This window comes from Stenotrophomonas sp. YJH_SMC_16 (assembly GCF_059367875.1).
Genome location: NZ_JCAFRH010000001.1, coordinates 115,576 through 139,898 on the forward strand (window position 1 = coordinate 115,576; position 24,323 = coordinate 139,898).

Consider the following 24,323-nt stretch of genomic DNA (forward strand, 5'->3'; position numbering starts at 1 on the left):
GCCGCCGAGATTGGTCAGAATAACGCTGAGTCCGAAGTTGTTGTTCGGACCGGTGACCGCTACCTCGGGGCTTTTGGCCTGGAAGTCACGCGTGACGTATCGCCCGGGCAGCGCTCCGCTACAGGTTCGACAAGGTCAGAGAGGCGGCCGGTATTGCAAAGAGGGAATTCCAGTTCCGAGACCTCCGCGCCAAGGCTGGTACGGACAAGGCCGATTCGGCAAAGGACATTCGCGAAGCGCAGGCGCAGTTGGGGCATTCGTCGGTCATTACAACCGAGATCTACGTGCGGGAAAAGAGAGGATCGAAGGCAACCCCGACTCGATAGCCCTTTAGATTACGGCTGTACCCGGCGCCTGACACATTGCAGAATCGCCGGCGCTTTTACAGAATACGGCCGCCACATCGACTGAACGGAATGAGCAATGACGCTACCGAGGGAGTACCGCCCGAGGACCGACGAACTTCTCTACCACTATTGTTCGCCGGAAACATTCTTGGCGATCTGCAGTGGCAAGAAGATTCGTTTTTGCGACATATTCTCGATGAACGACTATCTCGAGATGCATTGGGGTTACAGCATGTGGCAGGAAGCCGCTACTCAGCTCGCAGACAGCTTAGGACAGGAATTTCTAGATCGAGTGGACGCCGTCATAAGTGGCTCAGGATTTGCCGCCCTTCCACTTGCCTCCTGCTTTTCAACCAATGGCGACACGCTCAGCCAATGGAGAGCATACGCAAGCGATGGCCTCGGCTTCTCTATTGGCTTTGATGCAAGGCGGATTCTTGGGCTACCTGCAAATCCTCTCGCGGTCAGCTACAGCGAAGAGCAACAGGTCTTCGAGATCGCTCAGTACGTCAAAGTCGCTCACTTGGTGATGCAGAAAGAACCAGAGAACGATATAAAGCTGTTCGAGCTTGCGTTCCGGCTGGCAATGGATCTGAGCTCCTACAAAAACCCCGCTTTCGCCGAGGAGAGCGAGGTGCGTCTGGTCCACTTGGCCCGATATGAAGAATCGGCAAACGGCCGAAAATTGATCGATTTCCAAGGAACAGCATTCGGCGAGGAATACGCTCCGCAGCCGATCAAATTCTTCATGAAACAAGGATCGCCAGTGGCATACATCGACTTAGACTTCATTGGACCGGATGGCGAGAACCCCATCCGCAGCGTCATAGTCGGCCCCAAGAATCAAAGCCTGACCACTTCAATTTCTGTCATGCTGGAGACGCTTGGACTGCCTGGAGTAGATGTGGTGAAGTCCAAGGCGTCTTATCGATGACGCCCTCGCCCGCGCGAATTGCGGAGCGGCCAAGATATTGCGGAGCGCTTACATATACCGCAAACCCTTGGGAGACATGGAGCGGGCGATGGGAATCGAACCCACGTCAGTAGCTTGGGAAGCTACAGCTCTACCATTGAGCTACGCCCGCATTACGGGTGAAAGTCTATGCGGAGCGGCCGGTGTTGCGCAATGGTGGCCGCCGCACCCGCCAGGCATCGCCCGGCGCTGCCGTGCAGGCATCCCAGGCACCTTGCGGTGCCCGGGATGTTGCATTCATCAGAAGCTGCCACCCACGGTGGCGAAGATCGTCGCGTCACGGGCGCGCTTCTGGGCGGCCGTGGTGCTCAGGCCAACGTTGCCCTGCAGGCCGAACAGGTCCATGCGCGCACCCAGTACGGCTGTGGCGTAGTTCTTGTCGAAGTCCAGGCCCGGCACGCGGTAGCTGCCCAGTTCCGGCAGGGTCTGCAGCCAGGCGCTGGCCTGCTTGGTGTCCTCGAACTCGTGGTCGTAGGTCACCTGCACGTAGGGCTTGACGGTACCGCCATCGAAGCGGGCCTGCCAGCCGACGCGTCCGACGGTCGAGTCGACGTTCTGGCGGTCGTAACCCAGCGCAGTGGCCATGGTGCCGGCGGTGGCGCTTTCGGTGTAGCCGTCGATCTTCACCTTCTGCCAGATCACCGAAGCGATCGGGCCGTGGCGGAAGCCACCTTCGGTGCCGAACTCGTAACCGGCATTCAGTGCAGCGGTCAGGTTGCTGCCATCCGGCGAACCACCATGCTCACGGGTGGCCGGGCCCAGCTGGACCTTGCGGTTCACGTCATACGACAACCAGGTGTAGCTGACCTGGCCGTTGACCCAGACGCGGTCGCCATACCAGGCAGCGAACAGGCCGGCGGTGGTGTCCTTCTGGGTGAAGTCGCCACGGCTGTTGCCGAAGTCGGCACTCATGCGTCCGAAGCCGGCGAAGCCGCCGACCACCACGCCGTTACGTGCCCAGTCGACACCGAACAGTCCGGCCGGCGCCACGCCGTCGTACAGGTCGGCGTGGTCATAGCGCTGCATGTCACCGCGCACGCCACCCCACCACGACAGGCCATCGGCCGGACGGGCGCCCAGGTGGTTGCTGACCTGATCGGCACGCGAACGGCCGACCGTCTGTGCCGAGTGGCTCAGCACCTGCTGCAGGCGCGGAGCCTCCAGCACCGAGACGGCGTACTGGCCCAGCAGCTGGTGACCGGTCACGGTGGGATGCACGCCATCGGCGAACAGATAGGTCTGGTACGCATCGGGGCTGACGTAGGTCGTCGGGTTGCAGCCGATGATGCTGCCCGTGGTGTTGGCCGGGTTGATCTTGCAGGCGGTGCCGGTGACGTTGGTGAAGCCGTACATGCCCGGGTTGGCGGTCACTTCACGCAGGATGCTGAAGGTATCGAGCGGAATGAACTCGATGCCTGCCTGCTTCAGGCCGCCGTACAGCGCCTTGTTGTAGCCCACCGACATGGCGGTGGCGGCTGCCGCGTTGGGGCCGCGGAACTGCGGGGTGATGCCCACGTCCGGCAGGTTCGGCACCAGCACGTACTGGGCGCCGGCCTGCTTCAGGGCGCCGACCAGCGCGATCTGGTCGGTGGCCGCCGCGCCGATGATGCCCTGCACCTGGGCCGGCGACGCGCCCGCGCCGGCAGCACCGGCCGCGGCGAACAGGTCGTTGGCGCCGCCCCAGACGGTGTACAGGGCATTACGATCAGCCTTGCCGCCGTTTGCGGCCAGGTAACGGGCCGCCTGCGACTTCAGCGACGGGATCGCGCCAAGGGCACCACCGCCTTCGACCGACACGCGGGCACCGCCGACAGCGTAGTTGTCGCCGTTCTGGCCGTTGCCGTTGGGGTCCTTGTTGAGGCCGTAGTAGTTGGCGACCTGCTGCGACCACACCCAGCCCGGGTTGGTGGTGAACTGGCCGGAGAGCCCCTGGGTGGCCTCAGGCAGCAGCGGGCGGAAATAGCCGGCGTCGGTGAGGCTGTCGCCGAAGAACACCGCCTTGGAATACGGACTTTCGCCTGCCATGGCCGGCAGCGCGGCGAGTGCGATCGCAGCCGCCATCAGGGAGCGGATCGGGTGTTTGCTGAGCTGCATCTAGGAACTCCTGTGGGGTAAATAGGTTGGAATCCGGCGCACGTACGCCGGCGCACGGTCAATGGTTTCACCGCGCCGCCGTTTGCTCACGCTGCGCCGCCGCATGGATTGTCGCCTGATCACGCCGGAACCCGCTGTGCTGGAGCTGGCGCCCGGTTCAAATTGCAAACGTTCCGATCCCGACGGGCTATCAGCGACAATGCAGGGATGAACATCCAGCTCAACGGCGAACCCCGCACCCTGCCCGCCTCGGCGACCCTCCACGACCTGCTCGAGGCCGAGCAGCTGCTGCAGCGCCGGGTGGCGGTGGAGGTCAACGGCGAGATCATCAGCCGCAGCCGCCATGGCGAGCACGTCCTGGCCGAAGGCGACATCGTGGAGATCGTGCACGCGCTGGGCGGGGGCTGAGACCTGCGCGGGTTTGCCGGCCAGCGGCCGGCACGCCATTGCGTGATCCCATCTTCAGGCGGATAGGCGATAATCGCGCCATGAACGTTCATGTCTCCCCCGATTCGCTGGTGATCGCCGGCAAGACCTATGGCTCGCGGCTGCTCACCGGCACCGGCAAGTTCAAGGATCTGGAAGAAACCCGCCTGGCCACCGAGGCTGCAGGCGCCCAGATCGTCACCGTGGCCATCCGCCGCACCAACATCGGGCAGAACCCGGGCGAGCCCAACCTGCTCGACGTGCTGCCGCCGGAGCGCTACACCATCCTGCCCAACACCGCCGGCTGCTACACCGCCGAAGACGCGGTGCGTACCTGCCGGCTGGCACGTGAGCTGCTGGACGGCCACAACCTGACCAAGCTGGAAGTGCTGGGCGACCAGAAGTCGCTGTACCCGGACGTGGTGCAGACCCTCAAGGCCGCCGAACAGCTGGTCAAGGACGGCTTCGAGGTGATGGTCTATACCTCCGACGATCCGATCCTGGCCAAGCGCCTGGAAGAGATCGGCTGCGCTGCGGTGATGCCGCTGGCCGCACCGATCGGTTCGGGCCTGGGCATCCAGAACAAGTACAACCTGCTGCAGATCATCGAAGACGCCAAGGTGCCGATCATCGTCGACGCCGGCGTGGGCACCGCCTCGGACGCGGCAATCGCGATGGAGCTGGGCTGCGACGGCGTACTGATGAACACCGCCATTGCCGGTGCACGCAGCCCGGTGCTGATGGCCAGTGCCATGCGCAAGGCGGTCGAGGCCGGCCGCGAGGCGTTCCTGGCCGGGCGCATCCCGCGCAAGCGCTACGCCAGCGCCTCCTCTCCGGTGGATGGGCTGATCGGCTGATGACCAATCCTTTCGACAGCGCCGGTTCCAAGGCTCCGCCCAAGCCCTTCACCGTCAGCGAAGGCCGCCGCGAGGTGCGCAGCTTCGTGTTGCGCCAGGGCCGCTTCACCCCCGCCCAGCAGCGCGCGTTCGACGAACGCTGGCCGCGCTTCGGCATCGATTACAACGGCCAGCCGCGTGACCTGGACGCCACCTTCGGGCGCCCGGCGCACAAGGTGCTGGAAATCGGCTTCGGCAACGGTGCCGCGCTGCGCTTCGCCGCCCAGCACGACCCGTCGCGCGACTACATCGGCATCGAAGTGCACGCGCCCGGCGTGGGTCGCCTGCTGAACGCGCTGGCCGACGACAACGCCGACCACGTGCGCCTGTACCACCACGATGCGGTGGAAGTGCTGCAGAACGAGATCGCCGATGGCGCGCTGGATGAAGTGCGCATCTACTTCCCGGACCCGTGGCACAAGAAGCGCCACAACAAACGCCGCCTGCTGCAGCCGGCGTTCGCCGAGCTGCTGGTGCGCAAGCTGCGCCCGGGTGGCCGCCTGCACTGCGCCACCGACTGGGAAGACTACGCCGAGCAGATGTGGGACGTGCTCGATGCCACCGCCGGCCTGGTCAACCGCGCCGGCCCGCGTGGCAGCGTGCCGCGCCCGGACTGGCGCCCGCAGACGCACTTCGAGACCCGCGGCCAGAAGCTCGGCCACGGCGTCTGGGACCTGCTGTACGACCGCACCTGACGATCGCCTGAGGACGCCGCGCCCCACATGGATACCGCGCTGACGCTGACCAACGACATGAAGCTCGTGCTCGGGCTGGTCGGCTTCACGATGGCGATGTTCCTGTTCGAGCGCATCCGCGCCGACGTGGTCGCGCTGGTGGTGCTGGTGGTGCTGGGTGTCACCGGCCTGATCGCGCCGGAAGAGATCTTCGGCGGCTTCTCCGGTAACGCGGTGATGAGCATCATCGCCACCACCATCCTCGGTGCCGGCCTGGACCGCACCGGGGCGCTGAACCGGCTGGCGGCCTGGCTGCTGCGTCGCGGCCATGGCGTCGAGCAGCGCTTGCTGATGATGACCACGGCCATCGCCGGCCTGAACTCGTCCTTCATGCAGAACCCGTCGGTGATGGCGCTGTACCTGCCGGTCGCCTCGCGACTGGCAGCGCGCACCGGCCTGACCCTGCAGCGCCTGCTGCTGCCGATCTCGGCGGCGATCGTGATGGGCGGCGCGCTGACCATGGTCGGCAACTCGCCGCTGATCCTGCTGAACGATCTGCTGGCCTCGGCCAACAACAACCTGCCCTCGGGCCTGGCCACCATCGAACCGCTGCGCATGTTCGCGCCGCTGCCGATCGGCGTGGCCCTGCTGATCGCCTCGCTGCTGTACTTCCGCTACTACGGCGACCGCAAGCTGATCGAGGAAGAGAACCTGGTCAACGACGGGGTCACGCCCGCGCGCACCGAGAGCTACTTCGCCAAGACCTACGGCATCGAAGGCGATGTGTTCGAGCTGGTGGTCAGTGCCGAAAGCCCGCTGGTGGGCATGACCCTGGGCGAGGCCGAGAACCTGCACGATGCCCCGCTGCTGCTGGCCCTGAAAACCGGCAACGACACCCGCCTGGCGCCGCCAGCGGAAATGCGCATCTGGGTCGGCAGCGTGCTCGGTGCGATGGGCCCGCGCGAGCAGATCAACGATTTCGCGCAGAACCAGTTCCTGCGCATGTCTTCGCGCCTGAAGCACCTGGGCGACCTGTTCAACCCGAGCCGTGCCGGTATTTCCGAGGCGGTGGTGCCGCCGACCTCCAACGTGATCGGCAAGAGCGCCGCCGACCTGCGCCTGCGCAAGGAGCGCGGCATCAGCCTGCTGGCGATCAACCGCGACAAGCAGGTGATCCGCGAGGACGTGCGCGACGTGCAGCTGCGCGCCGGCGACATGCTGGTCTTCCACAGCATCTGGACCGATCTGGCGCAGGCCGCGCGCAGCCGTGACTTCGTGGTGGTGACCGACTACCCGACCGGCGAGCAGCGCCCGCACAAGTTCAAGATCGCGATGGCGATCTTCGCGCTGACCATCCTGATCGCGCTGACCAGCAAGCTGCCGGTGGCGCTGACGCTGATGACCGGCGTGGCCGGCATGCTGCTGACCGGCGTGCTGCGCATGGACGAGGCCTATGCCTCGATCAACTGGAAGACGGTGTTCATGATGGCCGGGCTGATTCCGCTCGGCTGGGCGATGGATTCCAGTGGTGCGGCGGCATGGGTGGCCGGCCATACCATCGACAAGCTGCCGACCGGCATCCCGGTGTGGGTGCTGGAGGTGGCGCTGGCGCTGCTGACCACGGCGTTCTCGCTGGTGATCAGCCATGTGGGCGCAACCATCGTGATGGTGCCCATTGCGGTGAACCTGGCACTGGCGGCCGGCGGCAACCCGACCGCGTTCGCGCTGATCGTGGCGCTGTCGGCATCCAACAACCTGATGACGGCGTCCAACCCGGTGATTTCGATGATCACCGGTCCGGCCAACTACACCCCGCGCGAGATGTGGCGGGTCGGCGGACCGTTGTCGCTGATCTACACCTGTGTGGTGGTGTTGATGATCAACCTGATGTTCTGAGGGTTGGGTTTGTTGGCAGGGCTGCGCCCTGCACCCGCCGAAGCCGAAGCAACAGCAACAGCAACAGCGTGCATTCCGTGGGATGGCGGGGTGGGTCCGGTTGCGGGGGACGCTGCAAGTACGTCCCTGTAAGCTCGGTCGCCGCATCCATGCGGCTCACGCCCCCGCAACCGGACCCACCCCGCCTTCGACAGTTTTCCGCGAGCTGTCGGCGTTCTGCTCTGGTGGGTGTCGACCTTGGTCGACACGGTGGATCCAAGCCATGCGTGGATGAATCTCTGGATCCCCATTGATCCTATGAGTGCGAACCTTGGTTCGCGCACCGGTTACATCAGGCCAGGTAAACCTGCCCGTCGCGCACATCCACCGGCACTGCGCGCAGGCGGTCGCCCTTGCAGGGACCGGCGATGCAGTCGCCGCTGTCCAGCGCGAACGAGGCGCCATGTGCGGCGCAGACCAGGTGGCCTTCGCGGCTCTTCAGGAACTGGCCCGGGGCCCAGTCCAGGCGTCGGCCGGCGTGCGGGCAGATGTTCAGGAAGGCACGCACCTGCGCGCCGTCGCGGTACAGCACCAGCGATTCGGCATCGCCATCCACCACCGCTTCGACCTCGGCAAACGCGCCATCGGCAATGGCATCAAGGGCGATCAGGGAAGCAGCGGCAGTCATGGCGAAGGCTCGGACAGTAAACCCGCATTGTCGCATGCCCACTCAGGTGACTGGCTGCGACATGAACACAAGTCATTGATCCGTAATAAGCACAGGCTATATTTAACGAGTTTTTCACTCAATGACAGTGGCGCGTCCCGATACTCTGTTTTCGCTGATCCCAGCCTATCGAGCCGCCATGTTCAATCGCGCATCCGCCTTCAACCAGTTCCGCACCCTGTTCGCGCCGCGCAAGCCGCGTCACCCGCTGGTGCGCGTTGCCGTGGGCCTGCTTGGCCTGGCGATCCTGGCCGCGATGGTGTTCATCGGCGTGTTTGTTGGTGCGGCGATGATCATGGTCGGCCTGGCGTGGAAGCTGCTGGCCTCGCGCAAGCCGGGTGCCGCGCGTCCGGTCGACCCGACCGTGGTCGAGGGCGAGTACCGCGTGGTGCGCAAGCCGGTGTTGCCGGTCTCGCGCTGACTTACGCCATCCGCGCCCGCTGACGGCGGGCGCCATGCGTTCTAGACTGCGGGCACGCCCTTCCTGGATGCCCGCATGTCCGATGTCTCCGATGTGATCCCTGCCGTAGCCCTGCCGCGTGTGCCGGTAGCCGGTGGCGGCAGTTTCCCCGTGCACCGCATCTACTGCGTCGGCCGCAACTTCGCCGACCACGCCCGCGAAATGGGCGCAGCGGTGCCGGCGGCCGATGACCGCGGCCGCCCGATGTTCTTCAGCAAGCCGGCCGATGCGATCGTGGTCGGCCACGACGATGTCATCCCCTACCCGCCGGCGACTGCCAACCTGCACCACGAAGTGGAACTGGTGGTGGCGATCGGCCGCGATGCGCCTGCCGGTGAGCTGGCCGTGGCCGATGCCGATGCACTGGTCTACGGCTACGCCGTGGGCCTGGACCTGACCCGCCGCGACCTGCAGGCCGCCGCCAAGGACAAGGGCCACCCGTGGGACGCGGCCAAGGGCTTCGATGCCTCCGCGCCGATCAGCGAAATCGTCCACGCCGAGGAAGTGGGCGACCTGGCCGCGCTGAACCTGTCGCTGGAGGTCAACGGCGAGGTGCGCCAGCAGGCGCTGCTGGACCAGATGATCTGGAACGTGCCGGAGATCCTGCACGAGCTGTCCAAGCTGTGGCAGCTGCGTGCCGGCGACCTGGTGTTCATGGGCACCCCGTCCGGTGTGGCCGCACTGAAGCCCGGCGACCGCTTCAGTGCCCGCCTGGAAAACGTGGCCGAGCGCCACGGTGTGATCGCCGGCTGACATCACCTGCGCTACCCTGCGCGCTGTCCACTTCCCCCACCGGAGAAAAACAACAATGGGAATGCTCACCGAGTTCAAGGAATTCGCGATGCGCGGCAACGTCATCGACCTCGCCGTCGGCGTGGTGATCGGCGCGGCCTTCGGCAAGATCGTGACGGCGCTGGTCGAGAAGATCATCATGCCGCCGCTGGGCATGCTGATCGGCAAGGTGGATTTCTCGCAGCTGGCGTGGACGCTGTCGCCGGCCCGCATCGGGCCGGACGGCAAGGAGATTCCGGCGGTGGTGATCGGCTACGGCGACTTCATCAATACGCTGATCCAGTTCGTGATCGTGGCCTTCGCCATCTTCCTGGTGATCAAGGTGATCAACCGCCTGTCGCGCAAGAAGGAAGCCGCTCCCGCTGCGCCGGCCGAGGAAGTGGTGCTGCTGCGCGAGATCCGCGACAGCCTGAAGAAATAAGGTAGTAGCGCCGGGCCATGCCCGGCGGGACGCCATCTTGCCGCTGCGCTCGCCGGGCATGGCCCGGCGCTACCGCAGAAGCAGGCGAAAGCCCCGCCCCGGCGGGGCTTTCGCTTTGCTGCATCTGGCGGAAAACAGCATCCGCGCCAGCCATGACCTCCCGCCCATGCGCCGGGCTGAACGACTGTTAAGCTCCAAGGCTTGGTCCCTTCCCGGAGCTGTCCATGCGTCGCCGCGTCCTTGCCATCGCATCCTCCCTCGCCCTGCTGGCCACCCCGGCCTTCGCGGCGCCGCACACCACCACCCTGCCCCCGGCGTCGCTGGCCACCGCCGCACAGCTGCGCGACCAGGCGCTGGCCGACGACACCGGCTGGAAGGTGGTCGAATCGCTCACCACCGAGATCGGCCCCCGCATCGCAGGCGGCGAAGCCGACGCCCGCGCCGTGGCCTGGGCTGAAGCCAAGTTCAAGGCCCTGGGCTTCGACAAGGTGTGGAAGGAACCAGTGACGTTCCCGAAGTGGGAGCGCCGCAGTGAACACGCCGCCGTGACCGGCAAGAACCCGCAGCCGCTGCAGATCACCGCACTGGGCGGCAGCCCGGGCGGCACGGTGGAAGCCGAAGTGGTGCGCTTCGCCGACCTGGCCGCGCTGCAGGCCGCACCGGCGGGCTCGCTGAAGGGCAAGATCGCCTTTGTCGATTACCAGATGCTGCCCTTCCGCGATGGCCGCGATTACGGCCGCGGCGGTGCGATCCGCAGCAAGGGCCCGTCCGAAGCGATCCGCAAGGGCGCGGTCGGATTCCTGATGCGCTCGGCCGGTACCGACTCGCACCGCGTGCCGCACACCGGCATCACCCGTTTCGATGACGGCCTGACCCCGGTGCCGTCGGCCGCGTTGTCGGTGCCCGATGCCGACCAGCTGGCGCGCCTGCTGGCGCGTGGCAGCACCACGGTGAAGGTCGCGCTGGATTGCGGTTGGGATGGTACCGCCACCTCGTACAACGTGATCGGCGAGATCACCGGCCGCAGCCTGCCGAAGGAAGTGGTGGTGATTGGTGGTCACCTGGATTCATGGGACCTGGGCACCGGCGCGGTGGATGACGGCGCGGGCGTGGGCATCACCATGGCCGCAGGCCACCTGATCGGCCTGCTCAAGCAGGCGCCGAAGCGCACCATCCGTGTGGTCGCCTTCGCCAACGAAGAACAGGGCCTGTATGGCGGCAAGGCCTACGCCGAAGCGCATGCAAAGGACGTGGCCCTGCACCAGCTGGCTGCCGAGAGCGACTTCGGCGCCGGCCGCATCTACGCCTTCAATACCGGTTCGCCCAACCCGGAAGGCTCGCGCGAAGCGACGAAGCAGATTGCCGAGGTGATGAAGCCACTGGGCATCGAGTACCAGGCCGACAAGGGTGGCCCGGGCCCGGACGTCGGCCCGTTGGCCGCCAAGGGCGGTGCATGGGCGTGGCTGGCGCAGGACGGCTCGGACTACTTCCACCTGCACCACACCGCCGACGACACGCTGGACAAGATCGACCCGAAGGCACTGGCGCAGAACGTGGCCGCGTATACCGTGTTCGCGTACCTGGCGGCGGAGGCTGATGGCAACTTCGGCAGCGAAGCCAAGGCGACCACGCCGCCGAACGAATGATGCGGTAGCGCCGGGCCATGCCCGGCGAGCGCAGCAGCAGGAGCGGTGCGAACCAAGGTTCGCACCCACCGGGCGCCACTCAGCTGCGGCGGCTGGCCCACTGCGCCAGCAATACCGCCGTGGCCGAGGCCACGTTGAGGCTCTCCACCGCACCGCTGCCGGGAATGGAGACCTGCAGATCGCACTGCCCTGCCAGGTTGCGGTCCATGCCCTCGCCTTCGGCGCCCATCACGTACACCAGCCGGTCTGGCAGGGACGCGCGGAACACGTCATCACCGCCCTCGACCAGGGTTGCGGCCAAGCCAAAACCGGCGCTGCGCAGCTGTGCCATCGCTTCTGCGGTCTCCGGCAGCTGCACCAGCGGCACCGACTCCGCACCACCCTCGGCCACGCGTGCGGCGGCACCGGACAGCGCCAGTGTGCTGCCAGCCGGCAGCAGCAGCGCCTTGACGCCGAAGTGCGCGGCCGAGCGCAGGATCGCACCGAAGTTGTGCGGATTGCCGACGCCATCCAGCCACAGTGCCAGCGCCGGGCCTTCGCCCAGTTCGGCCAGCCACTGCGCCAGCGGCACCACCGGCGCGCGCAGCACGTCGGCCACCAGGCCTTCGTGATGGGTGGTGGCGGCCAGCTTGTTGAGGTCACCCTCTTCCACCACGCGATAGCCGACGCGGTTGGCCACGCACCACTTCAGCACCGGCTGCATGCGCGGAATCAGCGCGTCCACCAGGTACAGCTTGCGCAGCGCCTGCGGGCGCTTGGCGAACAGGGCCTGCACGGCGTTCCAGCCATACAGGCGCAGTTCGTCGTTGCCACGCCCCGGCGGTGGCGGGGTGCCGCCCTCACGCGGTGGCAGCGGGGTGGCCCGCGGCGGTCGCGACGACGGGCGGCGGGCGTTCTTCCAGGGATCATTCACTACGGGACAACTCCAGCTTGCGTTGACGCCAGAAATCGGCGTTCTTGATGCCCAGGGCATCGGGGTCGAAGATCGGATCGAGGCCGAGCTTCTTCTGTCGTTCGTAATCACGCAGGGCCAGCATGGCCGGCTTCTGGATGATGAGGATGGCAATGATGTTCAGCCAGGCCATCAGGCCCACGCCGATGTCACCCAGCGCCCAGGCCAGGGTGGCGTTATGGAACGCGCCGAACACCACCATGCCGATGATGCCCAGGCGCAGCAGCAGCACGGTCAGCGGGCGCTTCTTGTTGTGGTTCACATAGCTGAGGTTGGTCTCGGCCATGTAGTAGTACGCCATGATGGTGGTGAAGGCGAAGAAGAAGATGGCGATGGACACGAACGCCGAGCCCCAGCCCGGCAGCACGGCTTCAACGCCGGCCTGCGCGTAGCCTGCGCCTTCCGGGATGCCGGCCAGGCCCTGGAAGATCGGCGCGGCGCCGGGTACCGGCGAGTACACATTGTAGGTGCCGCTGGCCAGGATCAGGAACGCGGTGGCGGTGCACACCATCATGGTGTCGAAGTAGATGGCGAAGGCCTGCACGTAGCCCTGCTTGGCCGGGTGCGAGACTTCCGAGGCGGCTGCAGCATGCGGGCCCGAGCCCTGGCCGGCTTCGTTGGCGTAGATGCCGCGCTTGATGCCCCACTCCACTGCCAGGCCCATCATCGCGCCGAACGCGGCGTGGGTGCCGAAGGCGCTCTTGAAGATGATGCCGAACATTTCCGGCACGCGGTCGTAGTTGATGATCATGATGACGATGGCCATCAGGATGAAGCCGGCGGCCATGAACGGCACCACCACTTCGGCGAAGTTGGCGATGCGCTTGACGCCACCGAAGATCACCACGCCCAGCAGCAGCGCGACCACGATGCCGATGCCCAGCTTCAGCGCCTGCACCGACTCCATGCCGAAGGCCTGGCCATCGAGCGGGCCGCACAATGCGGTGCCACGGCAGGCGTTGATGATGCTGTCGGCGATGGCATTGGCCTGCACGCCCGGCATCAGGAAGCCGGCGGCGATGATCGTGGCGATGGCAAAGGCCAGCGCGTACCACTTCAGGCCCATGGCCTTTTCGATGTAGTACGCCGGGCCACCGCGGTAGCGGCCTTCGGCGTCCTTGGTCTTGTAGATCTGCGCCAGGGTGCATTCCACGTACGAGGTGGACGCGCCAAGGAAGCCCATCACCCACATCCAGAAGATGGCACCGGGGCCGCCGAAGGCGATGGCGGTGGCCACGCCGGCGATGTTGCCGATGCCCATGCGGCCGGCCATCGACATGGCCAGGGCCTGGAACGAGGACACGCCGGCGTCGGATTTCTCACCCTTGACGGTGAGGCGGCACATCTCGACGAAACCACGGATCTGCATGAAGCGCGTGCGCAGGCTGAAGAACAGGCCGGCGGCCAGGCACATGAAGATCAGCGCCTTGCTCCAGATGATGCTGTTGATGAAATGTACGGTAGCTTCCACGCGCGCTCTCTCCAGTCGGCGGGTTGTAAGGACGTCCCGTCGGCTGGAGGGGACCGGTCGATTCTCCCTGATCGAAGGCCGCTGCGGTAGCGCTGTTTTGCAGGGCCGAGCCCATGCTCGGCTTGGGCCCCCGAGGGCAGCCGAGCATGGGCTCGGCTCTACAGCGGCCCGCCCGCGCGTTCAGGGCAGCTGCGTGCGCACCCGGGCGAAGCGGCGCAGGTCGTGCAGCACCCCGCGCTTGTAGACCGCACAGCGCTCCACGCCCTCTTCCTGGAAACCGTTCTTCTCCAGCACCCTGGCCGAGCCGAGGTTGAAGTCGACCACGGTGGCCTGCAGCCTGAACAGGCGCAGCTCGTCCATCACCCACGGTGCGAACAGACCGACCGCCCGGGTCATCAGGCCCTGGCCCCAGTAGGCCTGGCCCAGCCAGTAACCCAGTTCGGCGGTATTCCCGCGCTCGGCCACGCCTGGCTGGGCACCGACGCTGCCGCAGGCCTGGCCGTCGATTTCGATGGCCAGGTTCAGGGTGCCGGGAGCCAGCACGCGACCGGCGAGGAAGGCCTCGCCATCCTCGCGCGTGTACGGGTACGGGAAGCGATCACGCAGGCCCCGCGACACCTCGGCGTCGTTGGCATGGCGCAGCAGCGATTCCAGATCATCCGCGCGCCAGGGGCGCAGCTGGAAGCCATCGCCCCGCAGCAACGTGGTCGGATCAGGCATGGCCACCCACCGAGGGCGATTCCGCTTCCTGCTTCTCCAGCTCGCGTTTCACCGCTTCAGGCGAACGGGTGTACGGGGCCAGCCGCGCGTAGAACGCCGGCACCACGAACAGCGACAGGAAGGTGGAGAGGGTCACGCCGAAGATGATCACGATGCCGATCGTGCCACGGCTGGCCGAACCGGGGCCACCGGCCACCACCAGCGGGATCGCGCCGACCACGGTGGCGATCGAGGTCATCAGGATCGGGCGCAGGCGCACCATCGCCGACTCGATGATCGCCTCGCGCACGGTTCTTCCGTCGTCGCGCAGCTGGTTGGCGAATTCGACGATGAGGATGCCGTTCTTCGCTGCCAGGCCGACCAGCATGACGATGCCGATCTGACTGAACAGGTTCACCGTGCCACCACTCACCCACAGGCCGACCAGCGCACCGAGCACGCCCAGCGGCACGGTCAGCATGATGGTGAGCGGGTGGATGAAGCTTTCGAACTGCGCGGCCAGCACCAGGTAGACCACCAGCAGGGCCATCGCGAAGGTCAGCAGCACTGCGCCGCCCGCACTCTGGTACTCGCGCGATTCGCCCTTCCAGTTCACCTGCGCATACTGCGGCAGCTCTTCGCGCGTGACCTGCTGCGCCCAGGCGATGGCCTCACCCAGTGGATAGCCCGGCGCCAGGCCAGCGTTGATGGTGATCGAGCGCAGGCGGTTGAAGCGGTTCAGGGTGCCGGCCTCGGCCACTTCGCTCAGCGTGACCAGGTTGGACAGCGGCACCAGTTCGCCGGAGGTGGCACGCACGCGGATCGCGGCCAGGTCGGCCGGGCTGGCGCGTCCATCGCGACCGGCCTGCACGAGCACGTCGTACTCCTCGCCGTTGTCGACGAAGGTGGTGACGCGGCGCGAACCCATCATGGTTTCCAGCGCCGAACCGATCGCGGTGACCGGCACGCCGAGATCCGCCGCACGCTGGCGATCGATGTTGACCCGCATCTGCGGCCGGGTTTCCTTGTAGTCCGAGTCCGGGCCGACCAGGCCGGGATTGTCGGCCATGCGCAGCAGGATGCGGTCGCGCCACTGCGCGATCTCGGCGTACTCCGGCCCGCCCAGCACGATCTGGAATGGCTGCCCGCCGCTGCGCACCAGGCCACCACCGACCTGGGTACGCACGCGCACGCCACGGATGGTGTCCAGTTCCTTCTGCAGCTCATTGGCCACATCCGGCGTGGCCTCGCTGCGCTTGCGCCACGGCTGCAGGAAGATGCTGACGCGGCCGGTGTGCATTTCCTCGCTGGCGCCCCAGCCGCCCGGCACGCGCGGGTTGGCACGCACGATGGGTTTGTCCGGGCCGACATGCGGTGCCAGCATCGCTTCCACCTGCTGTACCTGCTGCACGGTGTAGTCGTAGCCGGCGCCCTCCGGGCCGTCGATCATGATCTGGAACGAACCGCGGTCTTCGGCTGGCGCCAGCTCCGACGGCAGCAGCTTGAGCAGGCCCCAGCTGGCAGCCAGTGCGGCCACCATCACCAGCAGGTAGATCCAGGTGCGGTCGACATGGTGATCGAGCACGCGGCCATAGCCCGAGGCCAGGCGCTCCAGATTGCGGTTGATGAAGCCATGCAGGCCACGTGGTGCCTGCCCGGTGTGCGGCTTGAGCAGCTTGGACGCCATCATCGGCGTCAGCGTCAGCGCTACGAATGCGGACAGCGCGACCGCTGCCGCCAGCGCCACCGCCAGTTCGCGGAACAGGCGTCCGGTATTGCCTTCCAGGAAACCGACCGGCAGGAACACCGCCACCAGCACCGCAGTGGTGGCAATCACCGCGAAGGCAACCTGCGTGGTACCGCGTTTGGAGGCCACCAGTGGGGGCTCGCCCAGGTCGATGCGGCGCTGCACGTTTTCCACCACCACGATCGCATCGTCCACCACCAGGCCGATGCACAGCACCAGTGCCAACAGGGTCAGCAGGTTGATCGAGAAGTCGAACGCATACAGTGCGATGAACGCGGCCACCAGGCAGACCGGCACGGTCACCGCCGGAATCAGTGCGGCACGGAAGCTGCCGAGGAACAGCCAGATCACCGCCAGCACCAGGATCATCGCCTCCACCAGCGTGGCGTAGACGCGGTCCACGGCGGCTTCGATGAAGGTGGTGTTGTCGAACGCAACAAAGATCTGCGTGCCCTTGGGCAGCGACAGCGCCACCCGCTCGGCTTCAGCGCGCGCGGTGCGCGCCACGTCCAGCGAGTTGGCGGTGGAGGTCTTGACGATACCCAGGCCGATGCCCGGCTCGCCGTTGCTGCGGTAGTAGGCGCGGCGCTCGGCCGAGGCCAGTTCGATCTTCGCCACGTCGCCCATGCGCACCACGTAGCCATCGCGGCCCTTGCCCAGCGGGATGGTCGCGAAGTCTTCCGGCTTGATGTAGTTGCGCTCCACGCGCAGGGTGAAATCGCGGTCGGTCGACTCGATGCGGCCGGCCGGCAGTTCCACGTTCTCGTTGCGCAGCGCGGTTTCCACATCGCCGGTGGTCAGCCCGCGCGCGGCCAGCTGGTCACGGTCCAGCCAGATGCGCATCGCGTAGCGCTGGCGGCCACCGATGCGGACCTGGGCCACGCCGTCGAGGCTGGAGAAGCGATCGACCACGTAGCGGTCGGCGTAATCGCTCAGCTCCAGCGTGTCCATGGTCGAGGAGACCATGTTGAACCAGATGATCGGGTCGGCATCGCTTTCGACCTTGGCGATTTCCGGTGGCCGCGCTTCTTCCGGCATGCGGTCGGCGACACGGCTGACCGCATCGCGCACGTCATTGGCCGCCGCTTCGATATCGCGGTTGGAAGTGAACTCGATGCTGACCTGCGAGCGGCCGTTGGTGCTGCGCGCATTGATCGTATCGATGCCTTCGATGCCAGCCAGTGCATCTTCCAGAACCTGGGTGATGCGGCTTTCGATGACCGCCGCCGAGGCGCCGGTGTAGTCCACCGACACCGACACGATCGGCGGATCGATGGCGGGCAGTTCGCGCAGGGTCAGGCGGGTGAAGGACATCACGCCCAGCACCAGCAACAGCAGGCTCATCACCACGGCGAACACCGGCCGCTGGATGGAGATGTCGGACAGCTTCATCCGCCGTGGCCCTCGGCCGCGACCGGCGCCGGCGCGTCAGCCGGCTTCGCACCGCTGGCCGGTGCCGCATCCTTGGCCGCGACCTTCAGGCCCGGGCGCAGCTTGCCGGTGCCATCGACCACGATGCGCTGGCCCGCTTCCAGGCCCTGCTTGATCTCGACCACGCCGGCACGGCGTGCGCCGGTGATCACGTCCACGCGCTCGACGCTGTCGTCGGCGGTGATGCGGTACACGAAGGTATCGCGACCGACCTGCACCACGGCGATTTCCGGAATCACCAGCGCCGGGCGCTCGGGGTGGAACAGGCGCACGTCCAGCAGCATGCCCGGGCGCAGGGCATGGTCACCGTTGGCGAAGTCGGCGCGCACAGTCACCGCACGGGTGGCCGGATCGATGCGCGCATCGATGGTGCTGACCACGCCCTCGAAGGTACGGCCCGGCCACGCCACGCTGGTGGCACTGACCTTGTCACCGACGCCCAGCGCGGCCAGTTCCACTTCCGGCACCTGGAAATCGATGTGCATGTGTTCGATGTCATCGAGCGTGGCGATCACCGTGGTCGGCGTCAGCAGTGTGCCCGGGCTGACCTGGCGGATGCCGAGCACACCGGCGAACGGCGCACGCACGCGACGGTCACCGATGTCCGACTGCATCTGCGCCACACGCGCCTCGGCGGCATCGCGGATCGACTTCTGCGTATCCAGCGTGGCGCTGGACACCAGCCGCTGCGCGGCCAGCTCGCGCTGGCGCTTGTACAGCTGGTCGGCCTCATGGAAGGTGGCCTGCGCCTGCACCAGCGCGGCCTCCTGGGCCTGCCCGCGCAGGGTTACGATCGGCGCACCGGCAGCAACATGCTGGCCGCTTTCGAAGTGCACCTTCTCGACGATCTCGCTGACCTTGGCGGTGACGCTGATGGATTCGCGCGCCTTGGCCGTACCCAGTGCCTGCAGCGTGTCGTTCCACTGCGTGGACTGCACGACCTGCGCGGTGACCGGCACCGCTTCTCCCTGCCGACGGGCGGCGGCCTCCTGTTTGCCCGCGCACCCGGCCAGCACGGCCAGGCAGAGGCCAAGGGCCAGGGTCGAAGCGATGCGAGCCAACATGAACGGTCCTGAGTGATCCACGGCCGCCGAGTGTAGGCAAGCGCCCACAGAAGCGATATGTGCCAAGCGTTTACCAGCGTGGAACCGGCGTCGCGATAGCGCCCTGAACCCGTTCCGTGCAAGGCTGGCAGCAGCGGTGTCGGCATGTGTCGAGGTGTATCCAGCCGTGCACCGCGGGCGTTGCCATCGTAGAGTCGAAGCTGCCCGACAGAGGGCGTCGGGCGGGGACGGATCCTGGCGGGGATCCGGCCCCGGTTTTTTTCACCCGGCGGATCAGTACCGGTAGTTCACCTTCATCCACAGGCTGCGGCCCGGCTCGTTGATGCGCACCGGATCGGCCGGGAAACCGAAGTCGGCGCTGCCGGCCAGGTTCAGGTGCTCGCTGTAGGCGCGGTCGAACAGGTTGTCGACGCCCGCACTGAGCTGCAGCTGCGAACTGAAGCGGTAGGCTGCGTTGAGCCCGAAGGTGGCGAAGCCGGCACTCGGCCCCAGGTCCTGCGCGACCACATTGCCCTGGCCATCGGCGACGCGATGCTGGTGGGTCACCGCGCGCAGCAGCGCACCGGCACTCCAGCGCTCGCCTTCCCAGTTCGCGCTCAGGCGTGCTTCCAGCGGTGGCATCTGCGGCAACGGACGCTGCTGGTCGCGGTTCTCGCCCCAGGCATAGGCCAGCGTGCCACCCAGCTTCCACTGCTCGGCCAGGCTCACTTCCAGCCCGGCTTCGGCACCGGCAATGCGCGCATCGACGTTGCGGGCCTGGCTCATGCCCATCATGCCGCTGCCGTGGTAGGTGAACAGGATGTAGTCCTGGATCTGCCCGGCGTACGCCGAAACCCACGCCTGCACGCGCGGCCCCTTGTACTGCAGGCCGACGTCGAGCTGGGTGGTGCGCTCGGGCTGCACGCCGGTGAACGCGTTCACTGCACCGGCCGGGCCATGGTTGGGCGAGAACAGCTCCCAGTAGTCGGGCATGCGCTCACTGTGACCGAGGCCGGCGTACCAGGTCAGGCCATCGGCCAGGTCCTGCTCGTAACGCAGAAAACCGCTGCCGAGCCATTCCTTGCGCGTCTGCCCTGCGCTTGGATTGGGCCGGTTGCCCATCATGCCGCGGATCGATTGCCGCTCATCGCGGGCGCTGGCACGGTCGATGCGCAGGCCACTGATCCAGCGCTGGTCGGTGCCGGCGCCCAGGGTCAACTCGGTGAACACGCCGTAGCGGCGGAAGTTGGCATCGGTCTCCCAGGCGGCCTGGCGGTAGGTGTCGCGGCCCATGCCCATGCGGCCACGATGGCGGCTGTCTTCGCCATCCACACCGGCCACCAGCTGCACGTCCTGCCAGCGCCACTCGGAACTGACCCGGCCGCCCTGGGTACGGCGGTCCACGTTCGAGGCCATCGGCATCGGCATCATGCTGTGCGGGTTCGGCGTGCGCAGCGTGTAGTTGTCCATCACGTGGTCGGCTTCGTTGTAGTACACGTTGGCCTGCAACGTATCCCACGCACCGGGCAGGTTGCGCTTCTCGAAGCGCGCGGCATAACTGGTGCGTTCGAACGCAGCACCGTCCATGCCGCGCCCGGCGTAGCGCGCAATGGCATCGCCGGCACCGGCGGAGATTTCCAGCAGCGTGTCGGCATCCGGCGTCCAGCCGATGGCCACGTCACCGTTCCACTTGCGCCACTTCGACGGCACCACATCACCGTGGCCGTCCTTGTAGTCATCGGCCTCGGAACGGTTGCCGCTGGCGCGCACGTAGCCGGTCGGATTGCCCAGGGTCAGGTCCAGCACCTGGTCATTGCGGTTGCGCGAACCAACCAGCGCACTGGCATCGGCACGCAGCCCCGGTTCGTCGAAGCGCGGCGTATCGCGCTCGAAACGCACGGTGCCAGCCGACGCACCTGCGCCCCAGCGCACGCTCTGCGGCCCCTTGATGATGGTCAGCCGGTCGAAGCTCTCCGGCGCGATGTAGGACAGCGGATTGTCCATGCGCGACGGGCAGGCACCGATCAGGTTGCCATCGTTGCTGAGGATGTTCAGCCGCGAACCGGACATGCCGCGCAGCACCGGGTCGCCGTTGGTGCCGCCATTGCGGATGGCGGAGAAGCCGGGGACGGTCTTCAGGTAATCGGCACCGTCGCTGGCCGGCACAGGCTGCCGCGGCAGGCGCGGATCGGTCACCCAGTGCAGCGGCGAGGACGGTGCGGCGGCGGTGACCACCATCGTGTCGAGGGTGCGCGCCTGCTCGGCAGGCGCAGCATGGGCCAGTGACGCGGCCACGGCCAGGCCAAGGGCAACCGGCAGGCGCGCGCAGGCGCCCGCAGGGCGGGAAGTCATTTTCATCGGAACAGCTCCAAAGTACGCACGCGCGCACGGCGCCCGGTCAGGCGTCGTGCGGCAGATTCGACAGGGACATCAGCGGACGATGGAGACGCGCGGTGGCCCACGTGCGGCGTGCGCCGGCCAACGCAGTGCCGGCAGCACCTGTTGCGACCACGGGAACACCAGGCGCGGCCGCCACAGCAGCGGCAACAGCAGCACCAGCACTGCCAGCCACGGCAGCAGGCGCATGGCCAGCACGCAGTATTCGCAGGCTTCGCCGTGCATGGCGTGGGGGTCGGCGGGGCGGTTGGGCGCTGCCGGCGCAGCACCGTGCCGATCGTGCCCGGCCATGGCCATGTCATGCATGTCATGGCCCATGGCGGCGTGGTCCATGCCTGCCATCGCGGCGTGCTCCATCGGCTGCGCCTGCAGCGCGCGGCTGACCAGGGGCGCAAGCACCATCAGCAGCGTCGCCAGGACGGCGAACTGGAGCAGAAGGCGCTGCGGGCGGGACAGGCGGGTCACCCCGCTAGTGTAGATGCGGGTCCAGGGTTGCTCGTGCGACGAACGGTCGCAGGAGAGGGTTTATCGGCAGGGCTTGCAGCCCTGCACCCGCTGAATCAACGTCAACGTCAACGTCAAAAGCGGGCAATCCGTGGGATGGCGGGGTGGGTCCGGTTGCGGGAGACGCCGTAAACCCGTCCCTGGGGGCTTGGCCGCGGCATCCATGCCGCGGACACTCCCGCAACCGGACCCACCCCGCCTTCGACAGATCTCCGCGATCTGCAGTAGATCCACGCCATGCGTGGATGAATCTCCATCGGAATCGAATATTTCGAATTGGAATCGAAAAGAATCCACGCATGGCGTGGATCTACCGTGTCGACCAAGGTCGACACCTACCAACAGCCGCCGGAATCTGTCAGAGGTGGGGCGGTGTCGGAGTGCGGGGTGTCAGCCGCATGGATGCGGCTGCCAAGCCTACAGGGACGTACTTGCAGCGTCCCCGCACTCCGACACCGCCCCGCCAACCCACGGAATGCCGCTTCTGCTGTTGCTGTTGCTGTTGCTGTTGCTTGAATGCCGCAGCAGGTGCAGGGCTGCAAGCCCTGCTCGACCAACCCCTCACACCGTGATGGTCTGGGTCAATGACTCCCACGTCGGTGGCACCGGCCACGCCGCCGCCTGGTTGCCATCCAGCACCCGCCGCAGATCGCGCGGATCAATCTGCGGTGCCAGCACATGCACCAGCTCCAGCGCGTAATCACGCAGCACACGGTCGCGCGGCAGCACCGCCCAGGCAATGCACTCAGTGATCGGCTCCGGGGCCGGCCACGAGCGCAGGTCTTCATCGTTGGAACTGACCGCCATCTCGGCCAGCAGGCCTACGCCCAGACCCGTACGCACGTAGGTCTTGATCAGGTCCGCATCGAGCGCGGTCAGTGCCAGGTCGGGCACCAGCCCATTGGCGGCGAAGGCGCGTTGCAGCGACGAGTTCGGACGGGTCGAGGATTCGTAGCTGATCAATGGCTGGCGGGCCAGCGCGGCCAGGTCCGGGGCGCGGCCGGCGCGGTCCAGCGGGTGGCCCTTCGGCACCACCACCAGGCGCCGCCAGCGGAACAGCGGCACCGCGATGCCATCGGTGGGCTCACCGCCGGCGGTGCTGATGATGGCGATATCCGCGTCACCCTGGTTCAAGCGGTCCAGCGCGTCGGCTTCGCCGGCCTGCTGCAGGTGCACGCTGACCTGCGGGTAGGCCTGCTTGATCGCTGCCACCGCCGGCGGCAGCACGAAGCGCGCCTGGGTGTGGGTGGTGGTCAGGATCAGCTGGCCCTGGCTCTCGCGGCGCTGGTTGGCCGCGTAGGTGCGGATGTTGTTGGCCTCGGCCAGCACCGCGCGGGCGCGGGCGATCACTTCGGTGCCGGCCGGAGTGACCGACTCCAGGCTGCGGCCCTTGCGCACGAACAACAGGAAGCCGAGCTCGTCTTCCAGCTGCTTGAGCTGCTTGGACAGGCCAGGCTGGGTGGCATGCACGCGCGAGGCGGCGAGCGTGATGTTCAGCTCGGCGTCGGCGATGGCAACCAGGTAGCGCAGCTGGGTCAGCGTCATGGGAGGCAGGCGGCGTGGGGCGGAAGTCCACTCTAGGGTCATTTGCCGTCACCAGCTTATAACCAAAGGTTGTTTAAGAAAGGTATCTGGTCATTTCCGGGCGTCATATGCCGGCGCTACGGTCAGCCGGCAGCCGCTGGCCTGAACAGCCAGCCCTCCCCCTTCGCCCGCCGAAGCCCGGCGCGGCCCCGTTTCCGGAGCGCTTCCATGGCCCTGTACGACTCCATCCTCGATACCGTCGGCAACACCCCCATCGTCAGGCTGCAGCGCCTGGCGCCCCCGCAGGTCAGCGTCTACGCCAAGGTCGAGTCGTTCAACCCGGGCGGCTCGGTGAAGGACCGCCTGGCGCTGGCGATCATCCTCGACGCCGAAGCGCGTGGCGTGCTCAAGCCGGGCGACACCATCGTCGAAGCCACGTCAGGCAACACCGGCGTGGCACTGGCGATGGTCGCCGCCGCGCGCGGCTACAAGTTCGTGGCGACCATGGTCGAAACCTTCTCGGTGGAGCGCCGCAAGCTGATGCGCGCCTATGGCGCCAAGGTGATCCTGACCCCGGCCGCCGAACGCGGCAGCGGCATGGTGCGCAAGGCCGCCGAACTGGCCGAACAGCACGGTTGGTTCCTGGCCAGCCAGTTCGCCAACCCGGCCAACCCGGCGTACCACCGCAACACCACCGCCGCCGAAATCCTGCGCGACTTCGCCGGCAAGCGGCTGGACTACTTCGTCAGCGGCTGGGGCACCGGCGGCACGCTCACCGGTGTTGGCGAAGTGCTGAAGGTCGCGCGCCCGCAGACCCGCATCATCGCCACCGAACCGGCCGGCGCCGCACTGTTGAAGGGCGATGACTGGAAGCCACACAAGATCCAGGGCTGGACGCCGGATTTCGTGCCGGACGTGCTCAACCGCGATGTGGTGGATGAACTGGTAACGGTGGAGGATGACCGCGCGATCGCCACCGCACGCCGACTGGCTGCAGAAGAAGGCATCTTCGTCGGCATCTCCGCCGGCGCTACCGTGGCCAGCGCGCTGGACGTGGCGGCCCGTGCTGAACCGGGCGCGGTGATCCTGGCGATGCTGCCGGACACCGGTGAACGCTATTTCTCCACGCCGCTGTTCGCCGATGTGAATGAGGGTTCCGACGACGACTGGCTGGCCGGCCTGCCGTAATGCGATCCGCCGGGCATGGCCCGGCGCTACCGACGT

At 66.9% G+C, this 24,323-nt stretch carries 20 protein-coding genes, 1 tRNA gene and 1 pseudogene; 11 read left to right on the top strand and 11 right to left on the bottom strand.

Features of this window, described 5'->3' with window-relative positions; genetic code table 11:
* Positions 1-110: 110 nt before the first annotated feature.
* A pseudogene (locus AC5P6E_RS00510) lies at positions 111-326 on the top strand (tyrosine-type recombinase/integrase); the annotation flags it as partial.
* Positions 327-495: 169 nt separating this feature from the next.
* Positions 496-1,281, top strand: a complete 786-nt coding sequence (locus AC5P6E_RS00515; protein WP_241885019.1) for a DUF2971 domain-containing protein — start codon at positions 496-498, stop codon at positions 1,279-1,281.
* A gap of 77 nt (positions 1,282-1,358) precedes the next feature.
* Here AC5P6E_RS00515 and AC5P6E_RS00520 read toward each other — a convergent pair.
* Positions 1,359-1,432: transfer RNA gene (locus AC5P6E_RS00520), tRNA-Gly, on the bottom strand.
* Positions 1,433-1,560: 128 nt separating this feature from the next.
* On the bottom strand, positions 1,561-3,414 hold the full coding sequence (locus AC5P6E_RS00525; RefSeq protein WP_241885018.1) for an autotransporter outer membrane beta-barrel domain-containing protein: 1,854 nt from the start codon (positions 3,412-3,414) through the stop codon (positions 1,561-1,563).
* Between the two features lie 207 nt (positions 3,415-3,621).
* Between AC5P6E_RS00525 and thiS the strand changes: the two genes are divergently transcribed.
* The 4 genes from thiS to AC5P6E_RS00545 all read left to right on the top strand — a co-directional run bounded on the left by thiS (position 3,622) and on the right by AC5P6E_RS00545 (position 7,306).
* On the top strand, positions 3,622-3,822 hold the full coding sequence (gene thiS / locus AC5P6E_RS00530; protein WP_049454766.1) for a sulfur carrier protein ThiS: 201 nt from the start codon (positions 3,622-3,624) through the stop codon (positions 3,820-3,822).
* 80 nt (positions 3,823-3,902) lie between these two features.
* Positions 3,903-4,697: a thiazole synthase gene (locus AC5P6E_RS00535; protein WP_010481470.1), complete on the top strand. Its 795-nt coding sequence runs from the start codon at positions 3,903-3,905 to the stop codon at positions 4,695-4,697.
* A complete protein-coding gene (gene trmB / locus AC5P6E_RS00540; RefSeq protein WP_010481468.1) occupies positions 4,697-5,431 on the top strand; it encodes a tRNA (guanosine(46)-N7)-methyltransferase TrmB in 735 nt (244 codons plus the stop codon). Before AC5P6E_RS00535 ends, trmB begins: the two co-directional genes overlap by 1 nt.
* A 27-nt stretch (positions 5,432-5,458) precedes the next feature.
* Entirely contained in the window at positions 5,459-7,306 is a 1,848-nt protein-coding gene (locus tag AC5P6E_RS00545) for an SLC13 family permease (protein WP_010481466.1), read from the top strand.
* A 331-nt stretch (positions 7,307-7,637) separates the two neighbouring features.
* Here the strand turns inward: AC5P6E_RS00545 and AC5P6E_RS00550 are convergent, their stop codons facing one another.
* Positions 7,638-7,973 carry a Rieske (2Fe-2S) protein gene (locus AC5P6E_RS00550; RefSeq protein WP_010481464.1) on the bottom strand — a complete coding sequence of 112 codons (336 nt, stop codon included), beginning with the start codon at positions 7,971-7,973 and terminating at the stop codon, positions 7,638-7,640.
* 178 nt (positions 7,974-8,151) lie between these two features.
* On the opposite strand from AC5P6E_RS00550, the gene AC5P6E_RS00555 reads away from it, so the two are divergent.
* From AC5P6E_RS00555 to AC5P6E_RS00570, 4 genes are all read left to right on the top strand, one after another.
* Positions 8,152-8,433: a hypothetical protein gene (locus AC5P6E_RS00555; RefSeq protein ID WP_010481462.1), complete on the top strand. Its 282-nt coding sequence runs from the start codon at positions 8,152-8,154 to the stop codon at positions 8,431-8,433.
* A 75-nt stretch (positions 8,434-8,508) separates the two neighbouring features.
* A complete protein-coding gene (locus AC5P6E_RS00560; RefSeq protein WP_010481460.1) occupies positions 8,509-9,225 on the top strand; it encodes a fumarylacetoacetate hydrolase family protein in 717 nt (238 codons plus the stop codon).
* Between the two features lie 55 nt (positions 9,226-9,280).
* Entirely contained in the window at positions 9,281-9,685 is a 405-nt protein-coding gene (mscL, locus tag AC5P6E_RS00565; RefSeq protein ID WP_010481458.1) for a large-conductance mechanosensitive channel protein MscL, read from the top strand.
* A 224-nt stretch (positions 9,686-9,909) separates the two neighbouring features.
* The gene (locus tag AC5P6E_RS00570; protein WP_312719187.1) at positions 9,910-11,331 is read left to right on the top strand and encodes a M28 family peptidase; all 1,422 of its coding nucleotides are present in this window, start codon (positions 9,910-9,912) and stop codon (positions 11,329-11,331) included.
* Positions 11,332-11,410: 79 nt separating this feature from the next.
* On the opposite strand, the gene AC5P6E_RS00575 is transcribed toward AC5P6E_RS00570, so the two are convergent.
* The 8 genes from AC5P6E_RS00575 to AC5P6E_RS00610 all read right to left on the bottom strand — a co-directional run bounded on the left by AC5P6E_RS00575 (position 11,411) and on the right by AC5P6E_RS00610 (position 23,120).
* Entirely contained in the window at positions 11,411-12,244 is an 834-nt protein-coding gene (locus AC5P6E_RS00575) for a TrmH family RNA methyltransferase (protein WP_483698150.1), read from the bottom strand.
* Positions 12,237-13,754 (bottom strand): alanine/glycine:cation symporter family protein, encoded by a 1,518-nt coding sequence (locus AC5P6E_RS00580; RefSeq protein ID WP_010481454.1) that lies wholly within the window; start codon positions 13,752-13,754, stop codon positions 12,237-12,239. The genes AC5P6E_RS00575 and AC5P6E_RS00580 overlap by 8 nt, the downstream gene beginning before the upstream one ends.
* A 180-nt stretch (positions 13,755-13,934) precedes the next feature.
* Positions 13,935-14,474: a GNAT family N-acetyltransferase gene (locus tag AC5P6E_RS00585; RefSeq protein WP_019338726.1), complete on the bottom strand. Its 540-nt coding sequence runs from the start codon at positions 14,472-14,474 to the stop codon at positions 13,935-13,937.
* On the bottom strand, positions 14,467-17,592 hold the full coding sequence (locus tag AC5P6E_RS00590; protein WP_019338727.1) for an efflux RND transporter permease subunit: 3,126 nt from the start codon (positions 17,590-17,592) through the stop codon (positions 14,467-14,469). Before AC5P6E_RS00590 ends, AC5P6E_RS00585 begins: the two co-directional genes overlap by 8 nt.
* The gene (locus AC5P6E_RS00595; protein WP_010481451.1) at positions 17,589-18,695 is read right to left on the bottom strand and encodes an efflux RND transporter periplasmic adaptor subunit; all 1,107 of its coding nucleotides are present in this window, start codon (positions 18,693-18,695) and stop codon (positions 17,589-17,591) included. The genes AC5P6E_RS00590 and AC5P6E_RS00595 overlap by 4 nt, the downstream gene beginning before the upstream one ends.
* A 273-nt stretch (positions 18,696-18,968) precedes the next feature.
* On the bottom strand, positions 18,969-21,032 hold the full coding sequence (locus tag AC5P6E_RS00600) for a TonB-dependent copper receptor (protein WP_483698152.1): 2,064 nt from the start codon (positions 21,030-21,032) through the stop codon (positions 18,969-18,971).
* Between the two features lie 72 nt (positions 21,033-21,104).
* A complete protein-coding gene (locus AC5P6E_RS00605; RefSeq protein WP_483698154.1) occupies positions 21,105-21,536 on the bottom strand; it encodes a DUF2946 family protein in 432 nt (143 codons plus the stop codon).
* A gap of 600 nt (positions 21,537-22,136) precedes the next feature.
* Entirely contained in the window at positions 22,137-23,120 is a 984-nt protein-coding gene (locus AC5P6E_RS00610; protein ID WP_043403003.1) for a LysR family transcriptional regulator, read from the bottom strand.
* A 207-nt stretch (positions 23,121-23,327) separates the two neighbouring features.
* Between AC5P6E_RS00610 and cysK the strand changes: the two genes are divergently transcribed.
* The gene (gene cysK, locus AC5P6E_RS00615) at positions 23,328-24,287 is read left to right on the top strand and encodes a cysteine synthase A (protein ID WP_053443442.1); all 960 of its coding nucleotides are present in this window, start codon (positions 23,328-23,330) and stop codon (positions 24,285-24,287) included.
* Positions 24,288-24,323 lie beyond the last annotated feature (36 nt).